Origin of the sequence: Sphingorhabdus buctiana, assembly GCF_042680825.1 — a bacterium.
Taxonomy (GTDB): Bacteria; Pseudomonadota; Alphaproteobacteria; order Sphingomonadales; family Sphingomonadaceae; genus Sphingorhabdus_B; species Sphingorhabdus_B buctiana.
The window spans coordinates 76,493-101,569 of sequence record NZ_JBHUEL010000002.1; the positions used below are offsets into that span (position 1 = coordinate 76,493).

The 25,077-nt window shown below is 59.6% G+C and carries 27 protein-coding genes; 22 read left to right on the plus strand and 5 right to left on the minus strand.

Annotated features, from left to right (window positions below; genetic code table 11):
- Window positions 1-43 precede the first annotated feature (43 nt).
- Window positions 44-217: a YegP family protein gene (locus tag ACFSAG_RS00840; protein ID WP_381510620.1), complete on the plus strand. Its 174-nt coding sequence runs from the start codon at window positions 44-46 to the stop codon at window positions 215-217.
- Here the strand turns inward: ACFSAG_RS00840 and rnhA are convergent, their stop codons facing one another.
- From rnhA to ispH, 3 genes are read right to left on the minus strand one after another with little or no spacing between them, the layout of a single operon-like run.
- Window positions 218-655, minus strand: a complete 438-nt coding sequence (rnhA, locus tag ACFSAG_RS00845) for a ribonuclease HI (RefSeq protein ID WP_381510622.1) — start codon at window positions 653-655, stop codon at window positions 218-220. It lies immediately after the preceding gene.
- A complete protein-coding gene (thrB, locus tag ACFSAG_RS00850) occupies window positions 652-1,623 on the minus strand; it encodes a homoserine kinase (RefSeq protein ID WP_381510623.1) in 972 nt (323 codons plus the stop codon). Before thrB ends, rnhA begins: the two co-directional genes overlap by 4 nt.
- The gene (ispH, locus tag ACFSAG_RS00855; protein ID WP_381510625.1) at window positions 1,623-2,594 is read right to left on the minus strand and encodes a 4-hydroxy-3-methylbut-2-enyl diphosphate reductase; all 972 of its coding nucleotides are present in this window, start codon (window positions 2,592-2,594) and stop codon (window positions 1,623-1,625) included. Before ispH ends, thrB begins: the two co-directional genes overlap by 1 nt.
- 125 nt (window positions 2,595-2,719) lie before the next feature.
- On the opposite strand from ispH, the gene ACFSAG_RS00860 reads away from it, so the two are divergent.
- The 9 genes from ACFSAG_RS00860 (at window position 2,720) to tatC (ending at window position 9,983) form a co-directional block, all read left to right on the plus strand.
- Entirely contained in the window at window positions 2,720-3,364 is a 645-nt protein-coding gene (locus ACFSAG_RS00860) for a hypothetical protein (protein ID WP_381510627.1), read from the plus strand.
- A 102-nt stretch (window positions 3,365-3,466) separates the two neighbouring features.
- Complete coding sequence (gene argS, locus ACFSAG_RS00865) at window positions 3,467-5,194, plus strand: arginine--tRNA ligase (RefSeq protein WP_381510629.1); 1,728 nt, start codon at window positions 3,467-3,469, stop codon at window positions 5,192-5,194.
- 43 nt (window positions 5,195-5,237) lie between these two features.
- A complete protein-coding gene (locus ACFSAG_RS00870; protein ID WP_381510631.1) occupies window positions 5,238-5,900 on the plus strand; it encodes an SPOR domain-containing protein in 663 nt (220 codons plus the stop codon).
- 187 nt (window positions 5,901-6,087) lie between these two features.
- Window positions 6,088-7,152, plus strand: coding sequence for a beta-N-acetylhexosaminidase (nagZ, locus tag ACFSAG_RS00875; RefSeq protein WP_381510633.1), 1,065 nt, complete (start codon window positions 6,088-6,090; stop codon window positions 7,150-7,152).
- Window positions 7,143-7,940: a segregation and condensation protein A gene (locus tag ACFSAG_RS00880; RefSeq protein WP_381510635.1), complete on the plus strand. Its 798-nt coding sequence runs from the start codon at window positions 7,143-7,145 to the stop codon at window positions 7,938-7,940. The genes nagZ and ACFSAG_RS00880 overlap by 10 nt, the downstream gene beginning before the upstream one ends.
- Complete coding sequence (gene scpB, locus ACFSAG_RS00885) at window positions 7,937-8,569, plus strand: SMC-Scp complex subunit ScpB (RefSeq protein WP_381510637.1); 633 nt, start codon at window positions 7,937-7,939, stop codon at window positions 8,567-8,569. Before ACFSAG_RS00880 ends, scpB begins: the two co-directional genes overlap by 4 nt.
- A 67-nt stretch (window positions 8,570-8,636) precedes the next feature.
- The gene (locus ACFSAG_RS00890; protein WP_374614535.1) at window positions 8,637-8,858 is read left to right on the plus strand and encodes a twin-arginine translocase TatA/TatE family subunit; all 222 of its coding nucleotides are present in this window, start codon (window positions 8,637-8,639) and stop codon (window positions 8,856-8,858) included.
- Between the two features lie 25 nt (window positions 8,859-8,883).
- Window positions 8,884-9,207: a Sec-independent protein translocase protein TatB gene (gene tatB / locus ACFSAG_RS00895; RefSeq protein WP_381510639.1), complete on the plus strand. Its 324-nt coding sequence runs from the start codon at window positions 8,884-8,886 to the stop codon at window positions 9,205-9,207.
- Entirely contained in the window at window positions 9,204-9,983 is a 780-nt protein-coding gene (gene tatC, locus ACFSAG_RS00900) for a twin-arginine translocase subunit TatC (protein WP_381510641.1), read from the plus strand. The genes tatB and tatC overlap by 4 nt, the downstream gene beginning before the upstream one ends.
- Here tatC and ACFSAG_RS00905 read toward each other — a convergent pair.
- Together ACFSAG_RS00905 and ACFSAG_RS00910 are read right to left on the minus strand one after the other, a co-directional pair.
- Window positions 9,980-10,102 (minus strand): entericidin A/B family lipoprotein, encoded by a 123-nt coding sequence (locus tag ACFSAG_RS00905; RefSeq protein WP_374614540.1) that lies wholly within the window; start codon window positions 10,100-10,102, stop codon window positions 9,980-9,982. The two genes, tatC and ACFSAG_RS00905, sit on opposite strands and share 4 nt — an antisense overlap.
- Before the next feature lie 75 nt (window positions 10,103-10,177).
- Entirely contained in the window at window positions 10,178-12,319 is a 2,142-nt protein-coding gene (locus ACFSAG_RS00910; RefSeq protein WP_381510644.1) for a TonB-dependent receptor, read from the minus strand.
- Between the two features lie 190 nt (window positions 12,320-12,509).
- On the opposite strand from ACFSAG_RS00910, the gene ACFSAG_RS00915 reads away from it, so the two are divergent.
- The 12 genes from ACFSAG_RS00915 (at window position 12,510) to ACFSAG_RS00970 (ending at window position 25,077) form a co-directional block, all read left to right on the plus strand.
- Window positions 12,510-13,508, plus strand: a complete 999-nt coding sequence (locus ACFSAG_RS00915; protein ID WP_374614542.1) for a cysteine synthase A — start codon at window positions 12,510-12,512, stop codon at window positions 13,506-13,508.
- Window positions 13,509-13,526: 18 nt separating this feature from the next.
- Window positions 13,527-13,784 carry a hypothetical protein gene (locus ACFSAG_RS00920; RefSeq protein ID WP_381510646.1) on the plus strand — a complete coding sequence of 86 codons (258 nt, stop codon included), beginning with the start codon at window positions 13,527-13,529 and terminating at the stop codon, window positions 13,782-13,784.
- Window positions 13,785-13,824: 40 nt separating this feature from the next.
- On the plus strand, window positions 13,825-14,595 hold the full coding sequence (locus ACFSAG_RS00925; protein ID WP_381510648.1) for a DUF4350 domain-containing protein: 771 nt from the start codon (window positions 13,825-13,827) through the stop codon (window positions 14,593-14,595).
- Window positions 14,596-14,912: 317 nt separating this feature from the next.
- Window positions 14,913-15,404, plus strand: coding sequence for a division/cell wall cluster transcriptional repressor MraZ (locus tag ACFSAG_RS00930; RefSeq protein ID WP_374614545.1), 492 nt, complete (start codon window positions 14,913-14,915; stop codon window positions 15,402-15,404).
- On the plus strand, window positions 15,401-16,354 hold the full coding sequence (rsmH, locus tag ACFSAG_RS00935; protein ID WP_381510651.1) for a 16S rRNA (cytosine(1402)-N(4))-methyltransferase RsmH: 954 nt from the start codon (window positions 15,401-15,403) through the stop codon (window positions 16,352-16,354). Before ACFSAG_RS00930 ends, rsmH begins: the two co-directional genes overlap by 4 nt.
- The gene (locus tag ACFSAG_RS00940) at window positions 16,351-16,953 is read left to right on the plus strand and encodes a hypothetical protein (protein ID WP_381510653.1); all 603 of its coding nucleotides are present in this window, start codon (window positions 16,351-16,353) and stop codon (window positions 16,951-16,953) included. The genes rsmH and ACFSAG_RS00940 overlap by 4 nt, the downstream gene beginning before the upstream one ends.
- Window positions 16,953-18,689 (plus strand): peptidoglycan D,D-transpeptidase FtsI family protein, encoded by a 1,737-nt coding sequence (locus ACFSAG_RS00945; RefSeq protein ID WP_381510655.1) that lies wholly within the window; start codon window positions 16,953-16,955, stop codon window positions 18,687-18,689. Before ACFSAG_RS00940 ends, ACFSAG_RS00945 begins: the two co-directional genes overlap by 1 nt.
- Window positions 18,689-20,116, plus strand: coding sequence for a UDP-N-acetylmuramoyl-L-alanyl-D-glutamate--2,6-diaminopimelate ligase (locus ACFSAG_RS00950; RefSeq protein ID WP_381510657.1), 1,428 nt, complete (start codon window positions 18,689-18,691; stop codon window positions 20,114-20,116). Before ACFSAG_RS00945 ends, ACFSAG_RS00950 begins: the two co-directional genes overlap by 1 nt.
- Window positions 20,113-21,501: a UDP-N-acetylmuramoyl-tripeptide--D-alanyl-D-alanine ligase gene (locus ACFSAG_RS00955; protein ID WP_381510660.1), complete on the plus strand. Its 1,389-nt coding sequence runs from the start codon at window positions 20,113-20,115 to the stop codon at window positions 21,499-21,501. Before ACFSAG_RS00950 ends, ACFSAG_RS00955 begins: the two co-directional genes overlap by 4 nt.
- On the plus strand, window positions 21,501-22,571 hold the full coding sequence (gene mraY, locus ACFSAG_RS00960) for a phospho-N-acetylmuramoyl-pentapeptide-transferase (protein WP_374614552.1): 1,071 nt from the start codon (window positions 21,501-21,503) through the stop codon (window positions 22,569-22,571). The genes ACFSAG_RS00955 and mraY overlap by 1 nt, the downstream gene beginning before the upstream one ends.
- The gene (murD, locus tag ACFSAG_RS00965; protein WP_381510662.1) at window positions 22,568-23,857 is read left to right on the plus strand and encodes a UDP-N-acetylmuramoyl-L-alanine--D-glutamate ligase; all 1,290 of its coding nucleotides are present in this window, start codon (window positions 22,568-22,570) and stop codon (window positions 23,855-23,857) included. Before mraY ends, murD begins: the two co-directional genes overlap by 4 nt.
- Window positions 23,857-25,077, plus strand: coding sequence for an FtsW/RodA/SpoVE family cell cycle protein (locus tag ACFSAG_RS00970; protein ID WP_374614554.1), 1,221 nt, complete (start codon window positions 23,857-23,859; stop codon window positions 25,075-25,077). Before murD ends, ACFSAG_RS00970 begins: the two co-directional genes overlap by 1 nt.

The following is a 25,077-nucleotide window of genomic DNA, read 5'->3' on the forward strand; positions in this document are numbered from 1 at the left end:
CGGGCCGCTACTATCGCGATACGCATCAGCGTGAGGAGGTTTTATGGCCCATTATTTCGAGATCAAGCAGAACAAGGCCGGCGAATATGTCGCCTACTTCAAATATAACAGCGAAACCATCTTTTGGACCGAAGGCTATAAGAGCAAGGCATCGGCCAAGAACGCTATCGAATCGATTTTGAAGAACGGCCCCGGCGCGGAAGTGCGCGAGGGCTGATTACCGACCGACCGCTTCGGCGGCATCGCTCGCCAGGCGGTCGGCCCGTTCATTCTCTTCATGGCCATTATGGCCTTTGACCCACACCCATTCGACCTTGTGGCGGGCGACGGCCTCGATCAATTCGTGCCATAGATCGGCGTTGCGCACTGGCTGCTTCGAGGCATTTTCCCAGCCGTTGCGCTTCCAGCCTTCGACCCATTTGGTGATGCCGTCGAGCACATATTTGCTGTCGGTATGCAATGTCACGGCGCAGGGTTCGACCAGCAGGTTCAGTGCCCGGATCGCCGCCGTCATTTCCATGCGGTTGTTGGTGGTGTCGGGATCATTTCCCGAAATTTCCTTCTCATGCTTGCCATAACGCACGACCGCGCCCCAGCCGCCTGGGCCGGGATTGCCCTTGCACGCGCCATCGGTGAAGATTTCGACCTTCTTCATTGCTCGACACCGAATAATGCTACGACATCGGCGCTGCGATAAAATTCCAGCCGCCGGTGGAATGCCAGCGGGTCCTTGCGCGTCACCAGTGCGCCTGCGGGCGTGTTGATCCAGTCATAAAGCCGGGTGAGCAGGAAGCGTGACGAAGCGCCGCGGGCGAGCAGCGCAAAGGCCTGCTTTTCCGCATCGCTCAACTGGATGACTTCGCCATAACCTTGCAACAGCGCACGGCCGATATCGGCGAGATAGCTTTTGCCGTCATTGCTGAAACTCCAGGCGGCATGGGTCACCGCAAGGTCGAACGCGCGAAAATCGGTGCAAGCGAAATAGAAATCGATAAGTCCGCCAACCGCATCGCCGCGGAACAAGACATTGTCGGGGAAAAGATCGGTATGCACGGCATGTTTCGGCAGTTCGCTCGGCCAGTTTGCCTCCAGCCAATCGCATTCGCGCGCAATGTCGTCGGCGAGCCCGGGCAGCAGGCTTTCGGCAGCTGCACGGTCGCAGCGTTCGAACAGAGGTTTCCAGCTTTCCTGCCCCAGCGGATTGGGCTTGGCTTCGCTGAAACCTGCAACCGCCTTGTGCATCTGCGCCATGCTTTTGCCCACCGCTGCCGCCTGGATCGGGGTCGGTTCGGATACCGAGATACCGGGCAGAAACTCAATCAGGCAGGCTTTCTTGCCGAGCAGGTCTTGCAGCCAGTTACCCTGCCGATCATCGATGAAGCGTGGCACCGGGCATCCGGCATTGTGCAGATGTGCGAGGAGGTTGTGGAAATAGGGAAGATCCGCCGGATCGACCCGGCTTTCATACAAGGTCAGGATGAAGCGCGCGCGATCAGTTTCGAGCAGGTAATTGCTGTTCTCTACGCCTTCGGCGATGCCTTTGAGCGAAACCAGCCGGCCGACATCGTACAGCGCCAACAGCCGCTCTGCGGCCTCAGCACTCACCTGCGTGTAAACAGCCATCAGACCGGATCGGCGGCGGCCACCAGGCCCCGGGGCAGCTTGAAGGTGATGCTTTCCTCTGCCGTCACCACCTGTTCCTCGCTCACATCGAAACGCGTGGCGAGGTGCGTGATGAACTGGCGGACGAGCACTTCGGGCGCCGAAGCGCCTGCGGTGATGCCCAATGTCTTAACGCCATCAAGCCAGGCAAAATCGATATCTTCGGCACGCTGAACAAGCCGGGATATGGTGCCCGCGCGCTCGGCGACTTCGACGAGGCGGAGCGAATTGGAGCTGTTGGGCGCACCGATGACGAACAGCATGTCACAGCTTCCGGCAATCGCCTTTACCGCTGCCTGCCGGTTAGACGTGGCGTAACAGATATCCTCACCCTTCGGGCCCACAATGCCCGGAAAACGGCGCTGCAGCGCTGCGACGATATCCGCCGTATCATCGACCGACAGCGTAGTTTGCGTCAGGAAAGCAAGATTGCTGCTATTGGGCACCTGCAGATTTTCGGCATCCTCGACGGTTTCCACCAGCGTCATCGCGCCCTGAGGCACCTGGCCAAATGTACCGATCACTTCGGGGTGGCCACGATGGCCGACAAAGATGATGTGGCGGCCGGCCTCCACCTGTCGTTCGGCCTGGCGATGCACCTTGGAAACCAGTGGGCAGGTGGCGTCGAAATAGGATAGTCCGCGATTTTCGGCATCCGCCGGAACCGACTTGGGCACGCCATGCGCTGAAAAGACGACATGGGCACCAGCAGGCACCTCGTCCAGTTCGTCGACGAAAATGGCGCCCTTGGCTTTCAGGCTGTCGACCACAAATTTGTTGTGCACGATTTCGTGGCGAACATAGACGGGCGAGCCAAAGCGATCGAGCGCTTGCTCGACAATCTGGATGGCGCGATCGACCCCTGCACAAAAGCCGCGAGGCGCGGCCAGCATGATCTTCAACGGCGGTTTGGGAGAGTTTTGTTCAGTCATCGGCAATGTCATTTAGATAGTGTCGCGCCGCTGGCCAAGGACTTTCCCTTGTTGCACAGTTGGGGAAGCGCCGATAAAGACCCTGCAAGGTCGAAAGGCCAAAGTAATTCGAAGGGAAAATGCCCATGAAATCTGTCCGTTTCGCTTTGCCGCTCGCTGCGCTCACGCTCGCAGGATGTGCAGGCGATGGCGATCTGGACGTGTCATCGGGCGTTGGTTTTACAGCGACCCGTACGGGTTGCCCCACCGTTGCCGTTGCCGAAGGTACAGGTGATATCACGCTGTTCAGCCCCGGAGCCGGCCAGACGTCGGATTCGGTGGACGTCGTTGCGACGATCACCAAATTGCGCGCATCGTGCAACAGCGAAGGCGCGAAAATCTATTCGCAGGCCGATTTCGAGGTGCAGGCACGGCGCAGCAATGCCAGCGGTGCGCGTTCAGTGACCTTGCCTTATTATTCGACCGTGGTGCAGGGCGGCACTGCCGTGGTTGCAAAGCGCATCGGGCAGGTGACGCTCAATTTCGCGGATGGCCAAAACCGCGCCAGTGCCCCGGCCAAGGCCGCAGGCTATATCGATCCGGCTGCGGCTGCACTGCCAGCCGAAATCGTTGAAAAAATCACGCGCAAGCGCCGCCCGGGCGATGCCGATGCCGCGCTCGATCCGATGGCGGACCCAGAAGTTCGCGCCGCGATCCAGCGCGCCAGCTTCGAATTGCTTGTGGGCTTCCAGCTTACCGAGGACCAGCTCCGATATAATGTGACCCGATAAGGTCCAGCCCGAGGGGCTGACCGGCCCCTTTTTCTTTTCCGGCATATGGATTAGGGGGCAGCGAAACTGCGCCGACGAACCTATTTGCAGGAAAAGAAAATAGTGACCCTCTTTGTCCAATTTGCCGCCCATGTGAACGCCGCGCTCGACGCACTTGAAACGGCAGGAACACTCCCCGCCGGGCTCGACCGCAAGGCTGTGACTGTCGAGCCGCCCCGCGATGCCGCACATGGCGACCTTGCCACCAACGCCGCGATGGTGCTGGCAAAGCCGGCTGGCAGCAATCCACGCGCATTGGCAGAGGCGATTGCGGCTGAACTCGCCAAAGTCAGCGGCGTGACTGCAGTGGACATTGCCGGGCCGGGTTTCCTCAACCTCAAACTCGACCCGTCAATCTGGATTGAAGAGCTGCGCACCATCGCCACGCAAGGTGATGATTATGGCCGCTCTAGCCTGGGTGAGGGCAAGACCGTCAATGTCGAATATGTCTCGGCGAACCCCACGGGGCCGATGCATATGGGCCATTGCCGCGGCGCGGTTGTCGGTGATGCACTGGCCAATTTGCTGCAATTTGCCGGCTATAAGGTGACGCGCGAATATTATGTCAACGATGCCGGCGGACAGGTTGACGTGCTCGCGCGTTCGGCGCACCTGCGGTATCGCGAAGCGTTGGGCGAGGATGTGGGCGAAATCCCCGAGGGGCTCTATCCCGGTGATTATCTCGTGCCCGTTGGCCAGAAACTGGCGGCTGAACATGGCGACAAATTTGTCGGTGCTGCCGAGGGTGAATGGCTGGTGCTTTTCCGCCAGACTGCAGTCGCGATGATGATGGAGATGATCCGGTCCGATCTCGCGCTGCTCGGCATCCACCACGACATCTTCGCATCAGAAGCCGAAGTGCAGCGGGCGAAGAAACCTGAAGCCGCTGAAGCCTTCCTGCGCGAGCGGGGCCTTGTTTATGATGGTGAACTTGAGCCGCCCAAGGGCGAACCCGACCCCGATTGGGAGCCGGTGACGCTGCCGCTGTTCAAATCGACCCAATTTGGCGACGACCAGGATCGACCGATCCGCAAATCGGATGGCAGCTGGACCTATTTCGGCGCCGACATGGCCTATCACTTCCAGAAAGCGCAAAATGCCGACTGGCTGATCGATATTTGGGGTGCCGACCATGCCGGTACCGTGAAGCGTATCAAGGCAGCGGTTGCAGCGCTGACCGAAGGCAAGGCCGAGTTCGACGTCAAGCTGGTGCAGATGGTGCGCCTGCTGCGCGGTGGCGAGCCGATCAAGATGTCGAAACGCGCGGGCAATTTCGTCACGCTCGCGGACGTCGTGCGTGAAGTGGGTAAGGATGTCGTGCGCTTCACCATGCTGACCCGCAAGGCGGATGCACAGATGGATTTTGACTTCGCCAAGGTCGTCGAAGCGTCAAAGGACAATCCGGTATTCTACGTCCAATATGCCCATGCGCGCATCTGTTCGACGCTGCGCAAGGCAGAGGCGGAGGAGGGCTTCAAGCCTGGCTCTGACCATTTGAACCTGCTGGGCGCAGAGGAATTGTCGCTGGTACGCGAAGCGGCAAACCTGCCGCGCGTGGTCGAGGCAGCGGCCAAGGCCGGCGAACCGCATCGCATCGCCTTTTTCCTCGGCGATTTGGCGGCGGCATTCCATGCTTATTGGAACCTGGGTAACGACCAGCCCGACAAGCGCTTCATATTGGCACAATCGCCCGAACTCAGCAGCGCGAGACTTTTCTTGGCAGAAACTTTGGGGCAGGTTATTCGCAACGGTCTGCGTTTGATGGGAGTGGACGCCGCAACGCAGATGTAAGTGGGCAAAAGTGAATCGACTGTGACCAGAGGGATTGAAAGCGATGACCGACAACGATCGCGATGAAGATTTGGGGTTGGACGATGCGGATCGCTTGCCTTGGCTCGAAACCGCCGATGGCTACGAATATGAAGAGACCGCTTCACCGCTGAAGGTTGCCGGTTTGGTTCTCGCTGGCCTCGCGCTGCTCGCGGCGATTGTTGGTGGCATTTACTGGATCCAGCGCAGCCAATCGGGCGGGGCATCGGGCAATGGCGAACTGATTGCCGCGCAGGAAGGCGACTATAAGGTCGCCCCGACCGACCGTGAGGGCAAGAGCTTTGAAGGTGAGGGCGATGCCGCCTTTGCCGCGAGCGAGGGCAAGAAAGTCGAAGTATCGATCGATCCTGCCAAGGCTAAGGCTGCTGCCCAAGCGCCAGCGCCGGCACCTGTCGCAGCCCCGCAGGCGCAGGGTGCAACCCCTGCAGGCGCTGGCTTTGTCCAGCTTGGCGCGTTCAGCGATTCCGCCAAGGCTGACCAGGCATGGGCGGCCATGGGCAAGCGTTTTGGTTTCCTTTCCGGCCTTAACCGCCGCATCGCCGAAGGCGCGGCCGAAGGCGGACGCAAGGTTTATCGACTCCAGGCAGTGGCCGCGAACCCGGCTGCCGCCCAGCAATTGTGTGCCAAGCTGAAGGCGGCTGGCGAGAATTGCATGGTGGTCAAGTAATCGCCGTCAGGCGGATTTGCCTTCATTGGGGGATGAAGGCATTTTCGGCCGTGGAGCGGGGCATCGCTCCACGGCCTATTTTTTGCGGTTTTGCACAGTTTTCACCTTCGGGGCCGAGTGACGCGCTTGTCAGTAGGGCGAAGCTGACCTAGCCTTTTGCCGTGGAAATTCGGAGTTCGGTCCAGTCATGAAACCAGTCATATTCGGGCTGTCCGGCGAAGAACTGACCAGCGACGAACGGGCCCTGTTCGCTGAAGTCGATCCCGTCGGTTACACATTGTTCAGGCGCAACATCCGCGACCGGGAACAGTTGCGTGCATTGACGGATTCGCTCCGCTCGCTCCACGGGCGCGACGACGTGCTGATCTTCGTCGATCAGGAAGGCGGCCGGGTGATGCGCATGCAACCCCCGACATGGCCCGCATTTCCGCCCGGCTCGGCTTTTGACGCACTATACGATATTTCCGCGATGACCGCGATTGAGGCTGCGCGGGTCAATGCAGAGGCATTGGGATTGGTGCTCAACGAGGTTGGGATCACCGTCAATTTCCTGCCTGTCCTCGATGTCCGCGTAGCCGACACAACGGCAGCCATTGGCGATCGGGCGATGGGTTTTGATCCGGTGCGTGTCGCTGCGCTCGGCCGTGCGGTGCTCGACGGGCTCCACAAGGGCGGCGCGGCTGGTGTTATCAAGCATATGCCCGGGCATGGCCGCGCGATCGTCGACAGCCATTTCGAACTGCCCCATGTCCATGCCACGCGCGAAGAACTTGAAGCGGATATTGCACCGTTTCGCGCGCTCAACGGCGCGACGATGGGGATGACCGCACATCTGGTCTATGATGCATGGGACAATGAGCGGTGCGCCACCATGTCGCCCACCGTCATCCACGATATCATTCGCGGCGAAATCGGCTTCGATGGCCTGTTGATGAGCGACGATCTCGAAATGAAAGCCCTGAAGGGCGACGTGCCGACCCATGCGGTGGATTGCATCGCAGCCGGCTGCGACGTTGCGCTCAATTGCTGGGGCAGGTTGGACGAGATGGTCGCTATCGCCAACCGGTTACCGGACATTTCCGAAGATGCCCGGCGACGGGTTGATGCAGCAAGAGCAGCGTTGCCTTCGGTGGCGTTTGATCAGCAGCGGCTCGACTTCCTGCTTGCCAAGCGCGACGAATTATTGGGATTGGCTGTGCATGTTGCCGATGCAAAGGCTACCAATGCGGAAACAGGCGCGTCATGGGCCTAGACGAAGACCTTGAATTCGAAGCGGGCGAAACCGCGCCGCCGGAAGTCGCGGACGACAGCGAACGACTGACCATAGACATCGATGGCTGGGAAGGTCCGCTCGACCTATTGCTCACACTTGCCCGCACGCAGAAGGTCGACCTGCGGCAGATTTCGATCCTGCAACTGGTTGAGCAATATCTGGGTTTCATCGAAAATGCCCGCGCGCTGAAGCTTGAATTGGCGGCCGATTACCTCGTGATGGCAGCCTGGCTGGCATATTTGAAATCGGCACTGTTGCTGCCCAAAGACCCGGAAATCGATCCGTCGCCCGAAGAATTGGCGCTGCGGCTGCAGCTTCGGCTTGAGCGGTTGAACGCGATGCGTGAGAGCGGCGCGCGGTTGATGGCGCGCGACCGGATCGGGCGCGATATCTTCACGCGCGGCGCCCCCGAAGGGTTGCGCGTGGTGCGCACCACCGCATGGGATTGCAATTTCTTCGAACTGATTTCCGCCTATGGCCAGATCCAGGCGCGCAATGCACCGGTGATGCATGTGGTCAAGCGGCGCGCGGTGATGACGCTTGAAGAGGCGCTCGACCGCGTTTCCGCCATGCTCGGCCATGCGCTCGATTGGACGCAGTTGGAGGCATTCCTGCCCCCCGATGCCGAACCGGCATTGCGCCGTTCGGCACTGGCATCGAGTTTCCTCGCCATGCTGGAACTGGCTAAACAGGGGCGGGTGGAGTTGCAGCAGGAAGCGAATTTCGGGCCGTTGATGGTCAAGTCGCGGGCAGGGGCAAAAGCATGATGATCGAACATGATCCGGCGGTTAGGGCGGTCGAAGCGACCTTGTTCGCATCCGAAGCCCCGATGACAATCGAACAGATCCGCGCTTATGTCGGCGAAGAGGTCGATGTTCCTGGCGCGCTCGGCAAGTTGGAAGAACATTATCAGGGCCGCGGTGTCGAACTCGTCAAGCGCGGCAAAACCTGGCATTTTCAGACTGCCGCCGATCTGGCGCATTTGCTGCGCCGCGAACGCGAGGAAAGCCGCAAATTGAGCCGCGCCGCGGTCGAAACGCTGGCGATCATTGCCTACCACGAACCCGTCAGCCGCGCGGAAATTGAGGCCATTCGCGGCGTGCAGATTTCAAAAGGCACGCTCGATGTGCTGATGGAAGCAGGCTGGGTCCGCCCGGCAGGTCGCCGCGAAGTGCCGGGACGGCCTTTGATCTACGCGACGACAGGCGAATTTCTGACGCATTTCGGATTGGCGTCGCGCCGCGATCTGCCCGGTCTATCCGACCTTAAAGCGGCAGGTCTGCTCGATCCGGTCGACCTTGCGCTCGAAGGGTTTCAGGGGCTTTCTGCCGTCGAAAGTGGCGATATGCCGGAAGAAGGCGAGAGCGAACTGGAAATTGGCGAGGAAAGCGCTTAAATCCCATTAGCAACAAGGCTGCTGGCGTGCAGCAATTGGGGAAGCCCCCGCACGAGGAGTTTGAAAAATGGGTAGTTTCAGCATCTGGCATTGGCTGGTCGTCGGCATCATCATCCTGTTGCTGTTCGGCAAAGGTCGCTTTTCGGACATGATGGGCGATGTCGCCAAGGGCATCAAAAGCTTCAAAAAGGGCATGGCCGAAGACGATGAGGCAAAGCCCGCACCGCGCATCGACAATGCACAAGGCACCGTTGTTGATGCCGAAAAACAGGCGGACAAGACAAACTGATCCCCTGATCCCGGGCTGAACCCGCATGTTCGATATCGCATCCGGCGAATTGCTTTTGGTCGCGCTGGTCGCCTTGCTGGTGATCGGCCCCAAAGACCTGCCGCGCGTGTTGCGTCATGTCGGCCAATGGGTTGGCAAGGCGCGCCGGATGGCTTCGCATTTCCGCAGCGGTATAGACGAGATGGTGCGCCAGTCCGAACTGGAAGAGCTCGAGAAAAAGTGGGCAGCGGAAAATGAGCGCATCATGCGCGAACATCCGCCGGTGCGCGAATATGATTCGCTGCCGCCGCCAGAGGTCGCTGCGGATCCGGCGGATAACAGCCCGCCCAAGGCCGAGCCGCAGCCATGAAGGATATCGACGACAGCAAGATGCCGTTGCTCGATCATCTGGTCGAGCTGCGCAACCGGCTGCTCTGGTGCGTGGCGGCGCTCGCCATATCCTTTGGCGTGTGCTTTTATTTTGCAGAGCCGATTTATGGCTGGCTGGTCCAGCCGCTCAAAAATGTCGGGCAGGACAAGCTGATTTACACCGATATTTTTGAGGCATTTTTCGTGCAGGTGAAGGTCGGCCTGTTCGCCGCATTGATGCTCAGCTTCCCGGTGTTCGCGACGCAAATCTGGCGCTTTGTCGCCCCCGGGCTGTATCGCAACGAGAAGAAGGCGTTCCTGCCCTTCCTGCTGATGACGCCGGTGCTGTTCGCGCTGGGTGCGAGCATGGCCTATTTCGGTGCGATGCCGGTGGCGCTGCGCTTCCTGCTTGGTTTTGAAGGGACTGTTGGCGGCGTGACGCAGGAAGCGTTGCCCGGTGTAGGCAATTATCTGAGCTTTGCGACAACCTTCATTTTCGGCTTCGGCGTCGCATTCCAGTTGCCGGTATTGCTGATGCTGCTCGAACGTGCAGGGATAGTAACGCGCGACCAGCTCAAAGCCGGGCGTCGCTACGCCATTGTAGGCGCTTTCGCGGTTGCAGCGGTGTTGACCCCGCCCGACGTGGTCTCTCAATTGCTGCTCGCTGTTCCGCTTTGCCTGCTCTACGAGCTGGCGCTTGTCGCGATCTGGTTCACCCAGCGCCGCCGCGAAAAGACCGAAGGCGGCGCTGCAAGTGAAGAGCCAGAGACCGCTTAAATAGCCTCGTCACCTGCCTGGCCGACCGATTCAATATCGCGTCCCAAGCCCTTCACAGTGTTGCAAGCCGACAGCAAAAGCGATGCTGCGACGATGGAGGCGGCGATTATCTTGCGCATGACTCTGTCCTCTTGTTGTTGGCGTCCAGCCTATCTTGGAAGGACAATGCTGAACGCCTGATGAGTCAAATGCAATTAAAAGCTGATACGTGCCGTTACTCGGAAATCACGGCCGGCCAGAGGTACATAATCCTTGGTGAAGGAAGCGGCACGTCGCGCGGAAACGTTGAAGATGTTGTTCACCGACGCGATCAGCGCGATGTTGCGGTCACGACCGAAGGGGCGCCAGCTTGCTGATGCATTGACCAGCGTGAAGCCTGCGGTTTCGGTTTCAAAAGTGGCATTGCGCCGCTGATCGTCCGCCCATTCAACCTCTCCACGAAGGTCAAGGCTGCCGCTTTGCAGTTCAACGCCACCCAGGAGGCGAAGCGGCGGTATACGCGGAACGGGGCCACCGCCGTTGGAGATCGAGGCGCGGGTGTAATCGGCAACGCCATCAACGACGAAATCGAAACCGCCGACACGGCCAAGGCGTGCAGAGACATCGGCCTCAAAGCCCCAGAAACGAGCATCGCTCTGGAAATATTGGAAAACGGGCAGGTCGTCTTCTTCTGCGCCGGTGGCGTCTTCATAGATGAAGCCATCGAACCAGTTCGAGTAGACGGTGACCGTCGCGTCGACATTGCTGCTGTCGAAACGCGCATATAGCTCCGCATTCCAGGCCTTTTCGCTGCGCAGATCGGGATCGCCGATTTCATAGGCTTGGGTTGCGATGTGCGGCCCGTCTGAAAACAGCTCTTCGACTGCAGGCGCTCGGCCTGTGCGCGAAGCGTTGATGCCGATTTTCAAATCGCCGATCAAATAAGCCAGGCCAAAGGCAGCCGATACATTGTTGAAATTGCGCGTGATGCCGAGCGTCTGCGCTTCCTGCTTGACCCGGTCATAACGCAACGCTGCTTCTAAGTGCAGCCCGCCCAGATCGAACTCCTGCAGCGAGAACAATCCCAATTGGCGGGTACGGTTGGGCGGAACAAAAGCTTCGGCACCAATCGCTTCGAAATCCCGCGACAGGTACTGGATGCCGCTTGCACCGCGCCAACCATCGCGATTGGCCTGCACCGCTTCGGCGCGGGCTTCAAAGCCGTTGCTCCTGAATACAGTGCCGATTTCATCGCCTTCGAATTCGGTGTGTTCATAATCGGCATAGCCGGCCCGGAAAGTCAGCTTTTCAAGGAAGCCGCCTCCGGTTTCGACTTCGCCACGGATGTCGGCGCGATATTGACGCAGGCCGATGGTAACCGCTTCTTCGCCAGCCTCAGCCATTGAAACTTGCTCACCGGCTGCGGTCGCTTCTTCATGATGGCCAACGCCGGGGCGTCCGGGAATGCCATATTTGGTATCATAGATGCTGAACGAAACGCCCAGATTGCCGCCATCGTCGATGAAGGCGGTGCCGATGCCTGCAGTCCAGGTTTCCACCGCACTGTTGGGAACCCGTCCGCGATTCTCGGCGGCTTCACGCAGCTCTTCTGCCTCGTCGAGTTCGCCTTCTGCTTCTTCTTCATCGGCAAGGTCGAAAACCTCGTCGCGCAGAACGGACGACAATTGGTAACCCGAGATGCGCAGGTCATCGCTTTTGCGATAGCTGCCATCGGCATGGACCACCAGGCGATCGGTAACCGGAACGTCAACCGACGCACCAGCCGACCATTCATCGGCAGCGCTGCCATAGCCTGCCAGCGCATCGACATGGGCCGCTTCCTTGGGAATTGCGCGCGGGATACGCTTGTCGATAGCATTCACCGCACCACCCACTGCCTGGCCGCCAAACAGCAAGACGGCAGGTCCGCGCAGCACTTCGATGCGCTCGGTGGTCAGCGATTCAATCGTCACTGCATGGTCGGCGGAGGTATTCGAAGCGTCGATATTGCCAATGCCATCGGTCAGCACCGCGACGCGATTGCCCTGGAAACCGCGCAGCACCGGGCGTGACGATCCGGGTGTGAAGCTGGTTGCCGAAACACCGGGAAGCGAGAGCAGCGTGTCGCCAATCTGGCCGCGCGATTGCTGTGCCAACTCTTCACCCGACAGCGCCGACGTGCCCGCCAGCAGGTCAAGCCGTTCAAAATAGGGCGCGGTGACGACGATTTCGCCTGTGCGGTGAAAGTCATCATCGGCCACATCCTGTTCCGCCTGTTGCTGCGCAAAAGCGGGGGAGGAGATAAGGGAGAGAGCGAGAATTGAGGTCGCTGCACTGGTACGGAAAAGGGTTTTCATTTGTTATTCCATTGTCTTGTTTGCGCGTCTGCTAGATGAAATGATATAGTATAACAATACCCAATTAGGCGTCGTCGACAAATCGCTGCTTCTGCGCGATGAACTGCAAGGCGATATGCAAAGGCGAACTTCTTGCTCGAAAAGTCGCCATCGCTTGCGTCTTGTTCCATCCGAAACTACCTGAGGGGTTATGAAAGCGACGCCAAACAGCCTGGACCTTATCGGCAACACCCCGCTCGTCCTTTTGAAGGGGCCAAGCGAAGCCACCGGATGCGAGATTTACGGGAAGTGCGAATTTGCCAACCCCGGCGCATCGGTGAAGGATCGCGCAGCCTTGTTCATCGTCCGCGACGCGGAAGAGCAGGGGACGTTGAAGCCGGGCGGCACCATTGTCGAAGGCACGGCGGGCAATACCGGTATCGGTCTGGCGTTGGTCGGCAATGCGCTGGGTTACAAGACGATCATCGTCATGCCGGAAACGCAAAGCCAGGAGAAAAAGGATACGCTGCGCGCGCTGGGCGCCCAGCTCGTCCTCGTGCCCGCCGCGCCCTTTTCCAACCCCGGACATTTCGTGCACACTTCGCGTCGCATTGCCGAGGAAACCGACAATGCGATCTGGGCGAACCAGTTTGACAATATCGCCAATCGCCGCGCGCATATCGAAACAACTGCCGAAGAAATCTGGGATCAGATGGAGGGCCGCGTCGATGGCTTTACCTGTGCCGCGGGAACCGGCGGTACGATTGCCGGTGTTGGCCTTGGCCTCAAAGCGCGCGATGAAAATGTGACGATCGCCCTCAGCGATCCGCATGGCGCAGCGCTGTATAACTATTATGCGCATGGCGAATTGCGCGCGGAAGGCAATTCGGTTGCCGAAGGTATCGGGCAGGGGCGGATTACCGCAAATCTCGATGGCGCGCCTATCGACACGCAGTTCCGCATCTCTGATGAAGAAGGCCTGGTCTGGGTCCGCCGTTTGCTGGCAGAAGAGGGGCTTTGTCTGGGCCTTTCTTCGGGCATCAACGTTGCCGGCGCGGTTGAACTGGCAAAGCAGCTCGGCCCGGGGCACCGGATAGCCACCATCCTGTGCGACACCGGATTCCGCTATCTTTCGACGCTCTACAATCCCGTTTGGATGCAGTCGAAGGGATTGCCGCCAATGCCATGGCAACTGGACAAAGCCGATTGATTGGGCTTTAATCGGGCCATGGCACGTCCGGCACAATCCGCTGTGCAGCGCATACAGGTAGGCCTGCTTGGCCTTGTGGCCGTGCTGTTATTTGTTTCGATCGCGAACATGATCCTCGACCGTGCGGATAGCAACATGAAGCCGACACAGGCTTCGACCGTGACCGATCGCAAGGATGGCAAACAGCCCAAGGATGAACCGCTCGCCGAGCTGGGCGTCACCCCCTCTGTCGGTGCAGAGGAAGAACCCAAGTCAAAACAGCGCGCCCCGAACTGACGCCATGGTGCTGCGCAACCGCGCCTTGCCGGCGCTGCTCTTGATCACCCTGAATGTTGGCATCGCGATTGTATGGTGGTGGCAAAGCCGCAGCCAGCCTGTGCAAGACCGTCCAATGGTCATGATGTCGAGCATCGACCTGCAATGGGGGTCTGCCGATCTTGGGGCCGTTGCACGCGGCGAAGGCAAGTCGGACCCGCTGTTTGTGCGCCTGGATCAGGATCGCCAGATCATCATGGTGGATAATGTTGCGCAGTTGCAGGCAGCCAAGGCCAAGGTCGCGATGCTCGTCCAGCCGCGCCCCTTCACGCCTGAAGAGCTGGCGCGCCTCGATCATTGGGTACAGGCAGGTGGGCGGTTGCTGTTCTTTGCCGATCCCGCCTTGCAATGGCCAAGCGAACTTCCCTTCGGCGATCCGGCGCGTCCGCTGTTCACGTCGATGCACTCGCCGCTGTTCGCGCATTGGGGGCTCGAACTGGTGCTGCCCATCGATCCCGATGCCACCACATCGGAAACCGAGGCCAAAGTTGGCAAGCAGCAACTCCGCACGATTTCACCAGGGCAATGGCTGGCGCTGAAATCAGGTTCAGGCAATTGTCGTATTGCCGAAGGCGGGCTGGTGGCGGAGTGTCGGCCGGGGAAAGGGCAGGTGATATTGGTCGCCGATGCCGACTTGCTGCACAGCGCGCTATGGCAGTCTGCTTTACCTGGCGGCGACAGTTCACCGAATATGGACTGGACGATGCAGCTTTTGGACCGACTCGAACGGGGTCGCAGGCTTGTGGGACAGCGTGGGGAAATTCTGGAATAATCTGGGCAGTCGAAATCGACTTTTAAAAATATACATTAAAAACAATGGAATAGGATTGTCGTCAAATTGTAACTGTTAACGCGGGTCGAGCGATAGAGAAGGGAATGCAAAACAAAAAATACAATAAAAACAATACAGTGATACGCTAAGCCCAAAAATTCCCATAGAATCCCTCTTTTCACCCACGAAATCCCTTGATAAGGAACATCCTTATCGGGGTGAAATCCAATTTGTTGCGTTCAAGAGAACGTCAACGCGAAGGCGTTGCGCTTTAGCGGACGGTGGATTGCGCCCAAGGGAAGGGGTGTTTCAAGACTGTGTCCGCATTCGTTGTCTATGCCGGTTCCGGACTATCGACGATCGATGCCAAAGGGCGCGTCACCATCCCGGCCGAGCTTCGCGACACAGTTGCTGAATCCTCTGGCGAGAACATTGTCTGCATCTCGCGCCACCCCAATCTTCCCTGCCTGATCGGTTATGGCCGCGCCGAGCGCCAGAAATTGCGGGCAGATATCGAAACCCAATGGCAGGCAGCGGTGCAGCGCGGCGGCGAATTCGACCGTGAGAGCGCCGGCGTCGTTGCCTCCTCGATCTTCGAAACCGCGTTTGAAAGCAGCGGCCGCTTCGTGTTGCAGCCGATGCTGCGCCATTTCGGCAAGCTCGGCGAGAAGGCCTTCTTCTTCGGCGCGACGACTCATTTCATGCTCTGGAATCCTGATGTGTTCATGGATTCCGCCCCGCCCGCCTTTGCGCATGTTCGCGAAGAGCTGGAATATTGGCTGGGCGAGCATGGGAGGCGCGGCAAATGACGCAGCCTTCCCCCCATATTCCAGTCCTTCTGGATGAAGTAATTCACGCTCTGGCCATCACCCCAGGTTCAGACGTCGTGGATGGCACTTTCGGTGCTGGTGGTTACAGCCGGGCTATCCTGGCTGCGGGTGCACGCGTTCATGCTTTTGATCGCGATCCCTATGCTGCCGCAGCGGGTGCTGACCTTGCAGAGCGGAGTGGCGGTGCTTTGCGCTTCCACTCCGCCTGCTTTTCAGAAATGGATAAAAGGCTCGCCGAATGCGGCGTGCAACAGGTCGATGCCGTGGTGCTCGATATCGGCGTATCGTCGATGCAGATCGACCAGGCCGATCGCGGCTTCTCGTTCCAGAAAGACGGCCCGCTCGATATGCGGATGAGCCAGTCGGGCGAAAGTGCGGCGGATTTCGTCAATTCGGCGGACGAGGCCGAAATTGCCAATGTCATCTACCTTTATGGTGAAGAGCCGAAATCGCGTCGCATCGCCCGCGCGATCGTCGCGGCGCGGCCGATCAATACCACCACCAAGCTTGCCGATGTGGTGCGCAAGGCCTTGGGTCACCGGATGGGCGCGCCCAAGGATCCTGCAACGCGGACCTTCCAGGCGCTGCGCATCCATATCAACCGCGAACTCGATGAACTGACCGCAGGGCTTGAAGCCGCCGAGCGTATTCTGAAACCGGGTGGCCGGCTTGCGGTGGTCAGCTTCCACAGCCTTGAAGATCGCATCGTGAAGCAATTCCTGCGCGATCGCAGCGGTTCAACCGCAACCGGTTCGCGCCATATGCCAATAGTCAAAGCCGCGCGCGCGGCGACTTTTGAAAAACCGGCAAAGGCAGTGCGCCCCAGCGCCCGCGAGATTGAGGCCAATCCCCGTGCCCGCTCCTCGACGCTGCGCTCTGCCATTCGAACCGACGCACCAGCATGGTCCAGCAAGGAGATGGCGGCATGACGCTCGCGATGAAACGCCTCAAGAATCTCGGATGGCTCGCGCTGGTATTCATGGTTGCAGTGCTGCTCTATCCGCTGTCGCTCAACGTTGCGGCTTTGCACAGCGATTTGACGCGTATCGACCGCGATATCCTTGAGACCAAGCAGGAAATCAACTTCCTGCAGGCCGAAATCCGTACCCGTGCGAGCGTGGCTCAGCTCGAGGAGTGGAACGAATTGCTCTATGGTTACGAACCGCCGCGCGCCGACCAGTTCATCGATGGCGAACGCGGTCTTGCGAGCCTCAGTGGTTCGGAGCCGCTGGTTAAACCGGTGCTAGTCGCTGTCGATACGCCGGCTGGTGAGATTGGTGGCGGCGGTGCGGCTGAATCGTCGATCTTGGCAGATGCCAGCGCAGCGATCCGATCGGTTACGTCGGTTGAAAAGGTCGATGCAAAGCCCGTTCAGCCAACTGAAGCGCAAAAACCCAAGGAAACCAAGGCCAAGGCTGCCGAACCTGCAACCCGCACCGAACGGCTTGCGCGCATGGACGACAAACTGCTGTCTGATAATCTGATGCGCGAAATCCAGAGCAAGTCTGAGAAGGAGCGTCGCCGGTAATGACTACCTTCGTCGTAAGGCCACACAGCCGCCATGCGATAAATGCGACGAGGGTTCATGCCGCCATTGCCTTTTGGCGCCTGCTGGTTCTGGTGGGGCTGTTCGGGCTTTTCCTGTTGCTCGTTATCGGGCGGCTCGCCACGCTGGCCATCTTTGAAGGCAGCCGCGCTTTCGGCGCGACGCCAAGCGAATTTGTGCCGGAGCGTGGCGATATCGTCGATCGCAATGGCGCGCCGCTAGCCCGCACGATCCAGGGTTATGCGATTTGGGTAAAGCCCGCCAATCTGGTGAATGATCCTAAGGAATTGGCAGCGGGATTGGCGCGTATCTTCCCCGACACACCCGAAGCCGAATTCTACGCCAAGCTGACCGCCAAGGCCCCCGGATACCTGCGCAAACGCGCTTTGCCCGAAGAGGTGAAGGCAGTTCACGACCTTGGCGAAATTGCGATCGAATTCCCGCGCGAAAGCACGCGCCTTTACCCGCAACATGAACTGGCGGCGCACGTCCTCGGCTTTGTCAGCCGCGACGGCAAGGGCGCGCTCGGCATGGAACGGGTGATGGACGATCATTTGCGCGGTGAAGAAACGCGCGGCAAACCGGTCGAACTTTCGCTCGATGTCCGTATCCAGGCCGCACTCGAGCTCGAACTGGCGCGCGGGATGGAAGATTCGAATGCCAAGGGCGCGGCAGGCGTTATCCTCGATTCGCGGACGGGTGAGGTGCTGGCGATGGCTTCACTGCCCTCGTTCAACCCCAACCGCCCGATCTTTGCGAACATTCCCGACAATGGTGAAATGATTGTCGACGGCCGTTATCCGATCAGCCGCCAGACCAACTTCGTTACCAACCGGGTTTTCGAACTGGGCTCCACATTCAAGCCGCTAACAGTGGCGGCGGCGCTCGATGCGGGCACGGTGCGTGATCTTTCGCTGCGCTATGATGCCACGGCGCCATTGGAGGTTGCCGGCTTCCGCATCCGTGACAGCCATCCCACCGGCCGCTGGCTCAACGTCCCCGAAATGCTGGTGCACAGCTCCAACATCGTCACCGCGCGCATTGCCGACAATCTTGGCAGGACAAGGCTGGAGCAGATGCTGCGCACGCTTGAATTCGACAAGCGGCCTTCGATAGAGCTTGCCGAACGTTCGCGGCCGCTCTGGCCCTCTGACTGGGGCCGCATCACAACGATGACCGTCGGCTATGGCCACGGCATGGCGGTCACGCCGCTACACCTTGCCTCGGCCTATGGCGCGATGGTCAATGGCGGTATGTGGCACCCGGCAACGCTCAAGAAATTCACGCCCGGGCAAAAGCCGGTCAGCCGCCGCGTGTTCAGCGCCGCCACCAGCGCGCGCATGCGCCAGCTGCTTCGCATGATCGTCGTCGATGGCACCGGCAAGAAGGCTGATGCCCCTGGATATCGTGTTGGCGGTAAAACCGGGTCTGCAGAAAAGCCGAATGCCGGAGGTTATGCACGGAATCTTGTGGTTTCGACCTTCGCAGCGGCTTTCCCGATGGATAATCCCCGCTATATCATTATCGCTATGGTAGACGAACCCAAGGGCACCACTGAAACGGCGTTCCAGCGCACTGCCGGCTTCACGGCAGCGCCGATTGTGAAGCGGACGGTTGAGCGCATCGGCCCGCAACTCGGCATCATCCCCGACACGCATCGCGACGTTGACGTTTCCGAACTGATGCCGCTCCTTTGGTCTCCCAAAGGGAGCACCTGATGCGCCTCGACAGTTTGATCGGTGAGCTGGCAGGAGACGCCGGCTCTTCGCGCGTAACCGGATTTGCCATCGATAACCGCAAGGTTGCGCCCGGCACGATTTTCGGCGCTTTCCAGGGTGCTGCTTTCAATGGCGAGGATTTCATTCCCGCAGCAATAGAGGCAGGCGCAATCGCCGTGGTCGCACGGCCGGAAGCCAAGGTTGAAGGCGCGATCCACATCGCCGATGCCAATCCGCGCAAAGCCTTTGCAATGATTGCCTCGCGCTTTTTCGCGCCTTTTCCTGCGCATGTCGCAGCAATCACCGGAACGAATGGCAAAACCTCCACTGTCGAAATGACGCGCCAATTGTGGCGCATGGCAGGGTTCAACGCCGCTTCGATTGGCACGCTTGGCATCACCACCGCCGATGAACAGGTCCGTACGGGCCTTACCACCCCCGATATCGTAACCTTCCTGTCGAACATGGCAGGGCTGGAACGCGAAGGCGTGACCCACGCCATTTTCGAAGCATCGAGCCACGGCCTCGACCAGTACCGGATAGCGGGTGTGCCCGTTTCGGTCGTCGGTTTCAGCAATCTCAGCCGCGACCATCTCGATTATCACGGTACGATGGACGCCTATTTCCAGGCCAAGATGCGGCTGTTCGATGAAGTGGCGGCTGAAGGCGCAACGGCGGTGATCTGGGCCGACGATGAATGGTCGCAAAAAGCCATTGCCCGCGCGAAGGAACGCCCGCTGCGCCTGATCACCGTTGGCACCCAAGGCCAGGGCATCACATTGCTCTCGCGAGAGCCGACCCAGCTTGGCCAGACGCTGGAAATATCGGTGCAGGGGGAGGTCAGCAAGATCAAGCTGCCGCTGATAGGTGCCTATCAGGCTGCCAATGCCTTGGTTTCGGCCGGAATCGCAATTGCCAGCGGCTGCGATGCCGAGGAAGTGATCGCCAATCTGGCGCGGTTGCAACCGGTTCGCGGGCGGCTGGAACGCGCGGCAATCAGCCGCAGCGGTGCCCCTGTTTATGTCGATTATGCGCACACACCCGACGGACTAGAAGCAGCGATCGCCGCACTTCGCCCGCATACAAAGGGCAAGCTGATCCTCGTTTTCGGCGCGGGCGGTGATCGCGATGCCGGCAAACGGCCCTTGATGGGGCAGGTTGCGGCGCGCGATGCCGATATCGTGATCGTTACTGATGACAATCCGCGTAGCGAAGATCCTGCGGCCATTCGCCGCGAAGTATTGGCGGGTGCGCCTGCCGCGCTCGACATTGGTGATCGGCGCGAAGCCATCGCCGAAGCGATCCGCCAGGCCGCCGCCGAAGATATCGTCATGATCGCTGGCAAGGGCCACGAAGTCGGCCAGATCATCGGCGACAAGGTCTATCCGTTTGACGATGTTGAAGTTGCAAGGGAGTGTGCGGCATGAGCCCGCTTTGGACATCGGCGGAAATCGCTGCGGCAACCGGCGGGCAGGCGAGTGCGGATTTCGAATGCAACGGCGTCGCCTTTGACTCGCGCGAAATCGGGCCGGGCGACCTGTTCTTCGCAATGAAGGGGGAGCAGGCGGACGGGCATCGTTTTGTTGCGCAGGCCTTTGCCAGCGGCGCCAGCGGTGCTGTCGTCAGCAGCCCGGTTGACGGGCCGCATGTGCTGGTTCCTGATACGATGCGTGCGCTCGAACAGCTTGGCATTGCATCGCGTGCGCGGGTCACCGCAAAGGTCATCGGCGTTACAGGATCGGCGGGGAAAACCGGCACCAAGGAAGCGCTCTATGCCGCGCTCGAACGCTGCAATCCCGGCAAGGCGCACCGTTCGGTCAAAAGCTACAACAACCATGTCGGCGTGCCGCTCAGCCTTTCGCGCATGCCACGCGAAACCGAATATGGCGTGTTCGAAATGGGCATGAACCATGCGCAGGAAATCGCGGCGCTTACCCGTTTCGTTCGGCCGCATATTGCCATCGTCACGACGATTGCCCCGGCGCATATCGAAAATCTGGGCAGCGAAGAGGCGATAGCCGACGCGAAGGGTGAGATTTTCGAGGGGCTCGAACCCGATGGCACTGCCATCATACCGTTCGACAGCCGCCATTATGCCCGTTTGCGGGCAAAGGCAGAGCAGCATGCCGCGCGCATTATCAGCTTTGGCTTCAATCAAGGTGCAGATGTGCGCTGCATCGATCATCTCGCCAGCGCCAATGGTGGCAGCCTGGTGACTGCGCAATTGCCCGGTGCGATGCTGCAATATGAACTGTCGCAACCCGGCGACCATTGGGTTTCCAATTCGCTCGCGGTTCTGGCCGCGGTGCAGGCTGCAGGCGCGGATCTTGCGGTTGCCGGACTGGCGCTGGCCGATATGGGCGGGCTAAAGGGGCGCGGAGCGCGGCATCGTGTGCGGGTCGCCGGTGGTGAAGCCCTGCTGATCGACGAAAGCTATAACGCCAACCCCGCCTCAATGGCCGCAACGCTGACGGGGCTGGGCAATGCCCGCGCCGAACGGCGGATTGCGGTGCTGGGTGCGATGAAGGAATTGGGCGAACAATCGGCCATGTTCCACACCGAACTCAAACAGCCAATCGAGGCGGCAAATGTAAATATGTTGCTGCTTGTCGGTGAGGAGATGGCTCCGCTCGCCAAAGCGTTGGCTGGTGATGTTGCCTGGGCGGGCAAATTCGCCCATTGCGCCTCGGTTGCCGAAGCGTCGCAGCGGCTTCGCAGCGAAGTTCGCGGCGGCGATGCAATATTGATAAAAGGGTCGAATTCCGTGGGTCTATCCGCGGTGGTCGAGGACATGCTCGGCGGAGGGGATTGATGTTTTACTGGCTCGCGCAATATTTCGATTTTGCGGGTTTCCTGAACCTGTTTCGTTACCTCACTTTCCGCTCTGGCGCGGCAGTGGGGACGGCATTTGTGATCGGCCTGATCATCGGGCCGAAATTCATCAACATGCTGCGCGTGCGCCAGGGCAAAGGCCAGCCCATTCGCTCGGATGGCCCGCAAACGCACCTCGCCAAGGTTGGCACGCCGACGATGGGCGGGCTGATGATCCTGACCTCGATTGCAATATCGATGCTGCTTTGGATGGACCTGTCGAATAGCTATGTCTGGGCATGCATTGTCGTGATGCTCGGTTTCGGCCTCGTCGGCTTCATGGACGATTATGACAAGGTGAAAAAGCGCAGCACGGCAGGGGTTTCGGGTAAGGTTCGCTTGCTACTCGAATTCCTGATCGCAGGTGGCGCGGTGGCGCTGATCGTCCACCAGTCGGGCGGCAAACTCTATTTTCCCTTCGTCAATGGCCCCGTCGTTGACCTTGGCTATTGGTACATCATTTTCGGGGCATTCGTGATTGTGGCGTTCGGCAATGCGGTGAACCTGACCGATGGTCTCGATGGCCTCGCCACCATGCCCGTGATCATTGCATCGCTTGCTTTCATGCTGATCGCCTATCTGGTCGGCAATGCGCGCTATGCCGAATATCTGGGAATTCCGTTCTTCCTAGGCGCAGGTGACCTTGCCATTTTGTGCGGAGCGATCATCGGGGCAGGGCTGGCTTTCCTGTGGTTCAATGCTCCGCCAGCGGCGGTGTTCATGGGCGACACTGGCAGCCTTGCCCTTGGCGGCACGCTGGGCGCAATCGCGGTCGTCGCGCACCATGAATTTGTCCTCGCGATTATCGGCGGCCTGTTCGTGGTCGAGGCTCTGTCGGTGATCATCCAGGTCTTCTGGTTCAAACGCACCGGGCGGCGCGTGTTCCGCATGGCGCCTATCCACCACCATTTCGAACAATTGGGCTGGCCGGAATCGACCGTCGTTATCCGCTTCTGGATCATCTCCTTTGTGCTCGCCCTTGCAGGATTGGCAACGCTCAAGCTCAGATGATCACATCCGACGCCTTTCGCGGCAAACGCTATGCAGTGCTCGGCCTCGCAAGGTCGGGCCTTGCCACTGTGCGCAGCCTGGTCGCGAGCGGGGCAGAGGTAACTGCCTGGGACAGCAAGGAAGAGGCAAGGGCGCAAGTCGAAGGCGACGTCCGCTTTGCCGATCCGATGGAAATCGACCTTTCCAGCTTTGACGGGCTGGTGCTCTCACCCGGCGTGCCGCTCAACACCCACCCGATTGCCAACAAGGCGCGCGATGCCAATGTGCCGATCATCGGCGATATCGAACTGTTCGCCTTGGCCCGCGCTTCATTGCCGCCGCACAAGGTGATTGGCATCACCGGCACCAACGGCAAATCAACCACCACAGCCTTGCTGCACCATATGATGCAGACCGCTGGGCTGCCGTCGCTGATGGGCGGGAATATCGGCCTGCCGATCCTGTCGCAGCAGCCCTTGCCCGAAGGCGGAGTCTATGTGCTCGAACTGTCGAGTTACCAGATCGACCTCACGCACAGCCTCGATTGCGATGTCGCAGTGCTCACCAACATCACCCCCGACCATCTCGATCGCTATGACAGTTTCCTTGATTATGCCGCTGCCAAGGAACGGTTGTTCCACATGCAGCATGCCGACAAGGTGTCGGTGGTCGCGGTTGATGACGATCCCTGCCGGATGATTGCCAGCCGTATCCACCACCGGCTACGGCGTGTTTCGGCCAAGAATATCACGGACCAATCACGCTGGCCCTCGCTGCAAGGCCCGCACAATGCGCAGAATGTCGCGTGCGCCATTGCGGCGTGCGAAGCGATCGGGCTCAATTCCGAAACGATTGAGCGCGGGCTTGCAAGCTATCCCGGCCTTGCCCATCGGATGGAGCGGTTGGGCGAAGTTGGCGGCATATTGTTCGTCAATGACAGCAAGGCAACCAACCCGACCTCGACCGCACCGGCATTGGGCGCATATCCGGCGATCCACTGGCTGCTTGGTGGTCAGGCAAAGGGCGACGATCTCGATGCCTGCCTGCCGCATATCGGCAATGTCCGCGCGGCTTATGCCTTTGGCGAGGATGGAGCAAAGCTTGCGGCGATCCTGAAGGGCAAGGTCGCGGTCAGCGAATATGCAGACCTCAAGGCCGCAACTGAGGCCGCCTCCGCGGCGGCGCAGCCGGGTGAAACCGTGCTGCTCTCGCCCGCCTGCGCCTCATTTGACCAATTTCGCGATTTCGAACACCGGGGCGACACATTCCGGGAGATAGTGGCTGCATTGCGCAACAGGGGTAGCTGATGTTCGGTATTTTGAAGGGCAACGGGAACAGCCTGCCGCCGGGATTTGGCGGCAAACGCGATCTTTCAAATCGGCTGGGGCGCGGTGACCGCTCTCCATTGAGCATCTGGTTCTGGGAACTGGACCGTGTTTTGCTTTCGCTGATCCTTGTGCTGATTGCCATCGGATTGATCGCGGTTGCCGCCGGTTCGCCAGCAACCGCGCGCCGCCTCTCAACCGATACGGAATCGCTCAGCCCGCTCTACTTCTTCTACAAACAGCTCGCTTGGGTCGCGATTGGCGTGCCCTTCATGTTCGTGATCTCGATGTACCCGCGCGAACAGGCGAAACGCATTGCACTTGGTGGCTTTTGCGTTTTCCTGTTTCTGCTCCTTCTGGTTCCCATATTGGGCAAGGAAGTGAACGGGGCACAGCGTTGGTTCGGGCTTGGCCCGGCAAGTTTCCAGCCCTCCGAATTTCTGAAGCCCTGTTATGCCGTGACGATGGCGTGGATCATCAGTTGGCGGCAACGCGATCCCACTTTGCCGGTGCGGATCATCACCATGGGCTTTACCGCGCTGATTTGCGGCGCACTGATGCTCCAACCCGACCTTGGGCAAACCATTTTGTTCTGCGGTATCTGGTTTGCTTTGATGATGGTGTCGGGCGTGCAGGCAAAAATGCTCTGGTCCAGCGCGGTCGCCGGGGTGGTGGGGATTGTCTCGGCCTATAATTTCTACCCGGTCGCCCAGCAGCGCATTGACGCCTGGATTTTCGGCACCGAGGGTATCACCCACGACAAGCTGGCGATGGCTACCCTTACCGCGGGCGGCTTGATCGGTACCGGCCCGGGGCTTGGCACCCGCAAATTCTCCCTGCCGGAGGCGCATACCGACTATATCTTCTCGGTGGTGGGGGAGGAATTCGGCCTTCTCGCCTGCATGGTCATCGCGGTGCTGTTCTTTGCAATCCTCGTCCGCGTTGTCATCCGCATGCTCGATGAACAGGACCAGTTCATCCTGCTCGCAGTCACCGGTCTAGCCGCGCAATTCTGCGGGCAGGCGATGATCAACATCGCGGTGAACCTCGGCATTTTCCCATCCAAGGGCATGACCTTGCCGTTCATCAGCTATGGCGGATCGTCAACACTAGCGCTGTGTCTGTGCTGCGGATTGCTGCTCGCGCTCACAAGGCGCAACCCTTTCCTTGACCAGTCACCCTATATCGGGAATGGGCGTTAG

What these genes read in the sequence shown, in the direction of transcription:
- mraY (WP_374614552.1), top strand. Translation starts at nt 21,501, where the DNA reads ATGTTTTACTGGCTCGCGCAATATTTCGATTTTGCGGGTTTCCTGAAC.
- tatC (WP_381510641.1), top strand. Translation starts at nt 9,204, where the DNA reads ATGAAGGATATCGACGACAGCAAGATGCCGTTGCTCGATCATCTGGTC.
- ACFSAG_RS00950 (WP_381510657.1), top strand. Translation starts at nt 18,689, where the DNA reads ATGCGCCTCGACAGTTTGATCGGTGAGCTGGCAGGAGACGCCGGCTCT.
- rnhA (WP_381510622.1), bottom strand. Translation starts at nt 655, where the DNA reads ATGAAGAAGGTCGAAATCTTCACCGATGGCGCGTGCAAGGGCAATCCC.
- ACFSAG_RS00860 (WP_381510627.1), top strand. Translation starts at nt 2,720, where the DNA reads ATGAAATCTGTCCGTTTCGCTTTGCCGCTCGCTGCGCTCACGCTCGCA.
- ACFSAG_RS00910 (WP_381510644.1), bottom strand. Translation starts at nt 12,319, where the DNA reads ATGAAAACCCTTTTCCGTACCAGTGCAGCGACCTCAATTCTCGCTCTC.
- ACFSAG_RS00970 (WP_374614554.1), top strand. Translation starts at nt 23,857, where the DNA reads ATGTTCGGTATTTTGAAGGGCAACGGGAACAGCCTGCCGCCGGGATTT.
- rsmH (WP_381510651.1), top strand. Translation starts at nt 15,401, where the DNA reads ATGACGCAGCCTTCCCCCCATATTCCAGTCCTTCTGGATGAAGTAATT.
- murD (WP_381510662.1), top strand. Translation starts at nt 22,568, where the DNA reads ATGATCACATCCGACGCCTTTCGCGGCAAACGCTATGCAGTGCTCGGC.
- ACFSAG_RS00920 (WP_381510646.1), top strand. Translation starts at nt 13,527, where the DNA reads ATGGCACGTCCGGCACAATCCGCTGTGCAGCGCATACAGGTAGGCCTG.
- ACFSAG_RS00945 (WP_381510655.1), top strand. Translation starts at nt 16,953, where the DNA reads ATGACTACCTTCGTCGTAAGGCCACACAGCCGCCATGCGATAAATGCG.
- thrB (WP_381510623.1), bottom strand. Translation starts at nt 1,623, where the DNA reads ATGGCTGTTTACACGCAGGTGAGTGCTGAGGCCGCAGAGCGGCTGTTG.
- ACFSAG_RS00955 (WP_381510660.1), top strand. Translation starts at nt 20,113, where the DNA reads ATGAGCCCGCTTTGGACATCGGCGGAAATCGCTGCGGCAACCGGCGGG.
- scpB (WP_381510637.1), top strand. Translation starts at nt 7,937, where the DNA reads ATGATGATCGAACATGATCCGGCGGTTAGGGCGGTCGAAGCGACCTTG.
- ispH (WP_381510625.1), bottom strand. Translation starts at nt 2,594, where the DNA reads ATGACTGAACAAAACTCTCCCAAACCGCCGTTGAAGATCATGCTGGCC.
- ACFSAG_RS00940 (WP_381510653.1), top strand. Translation starts at nt 16,351, where the DNA reads ATGACGCTCGCGATGAAACGCCTCAAGAATCTCGGATGGCTCGCGCTG.
- nagZ (WP_381510633.1), top strand. Translation starts at nt 6,088, where the DNA reads ATGAAACCAGTCATATTCGGGCTGTCCGGCGAAGAACTGACCAGCGAC.
- ACFSAG_RS00915 (WP_374614542.1), top strand. Translation starts at nt 12,510, where the DNA reads ATGAAAGCGACGCCAAACAGCCTGGACCTTATCGGCAACACCCCGCTC.
- ACFSAG_RS00880 (WP_381510635.1), top strand. Translation starts at nt 7,143, where the DNA reads ATGGGCCTAGACGAAGACCTTGAATTCGAAGCGGGCGAAACCGCGCCG.
- ACFSAG_RS00870 (WP_381510631.1), top strand. Translation starts at nt 5,238, where the DNA reads ATGACCGACAACGATCGCGATGAAGATTTGGGGTTGGACGATGCGGAT.
- tatB (WP_381510639.1), top strand. Translation starts at nt 8,884, where the DNA reads ATGTTCGATATCGCATCCGGCGAATTGCTTTTGGTCGCGCTGGTCGCC.
- ACFSAG_RS00890 (WP_374614535.1), top strand. Translation starts at nt 8,637, where the DNA reads ATGGGTAGTTTCAGCATCTGGCATTGGCTGGTCGTCGGCATCATCATC.
- ACFSAG_RS00840 (WP_381510620.1), top strand. Translation starts at nt 44, where the DNA reads ATGGCCCATTATTTCGAGATCAAGCAGAACAAGGCCGGCGAATATGTC.
- ACFSAG_RS00905 (WP_374614540.1), bottom strand. Translation starts at nt 10,102, where the DNA reads ATGCGCAAGATAATCGCCGCCTCCATCGTCGCAGCATCGCTTTTGCTG.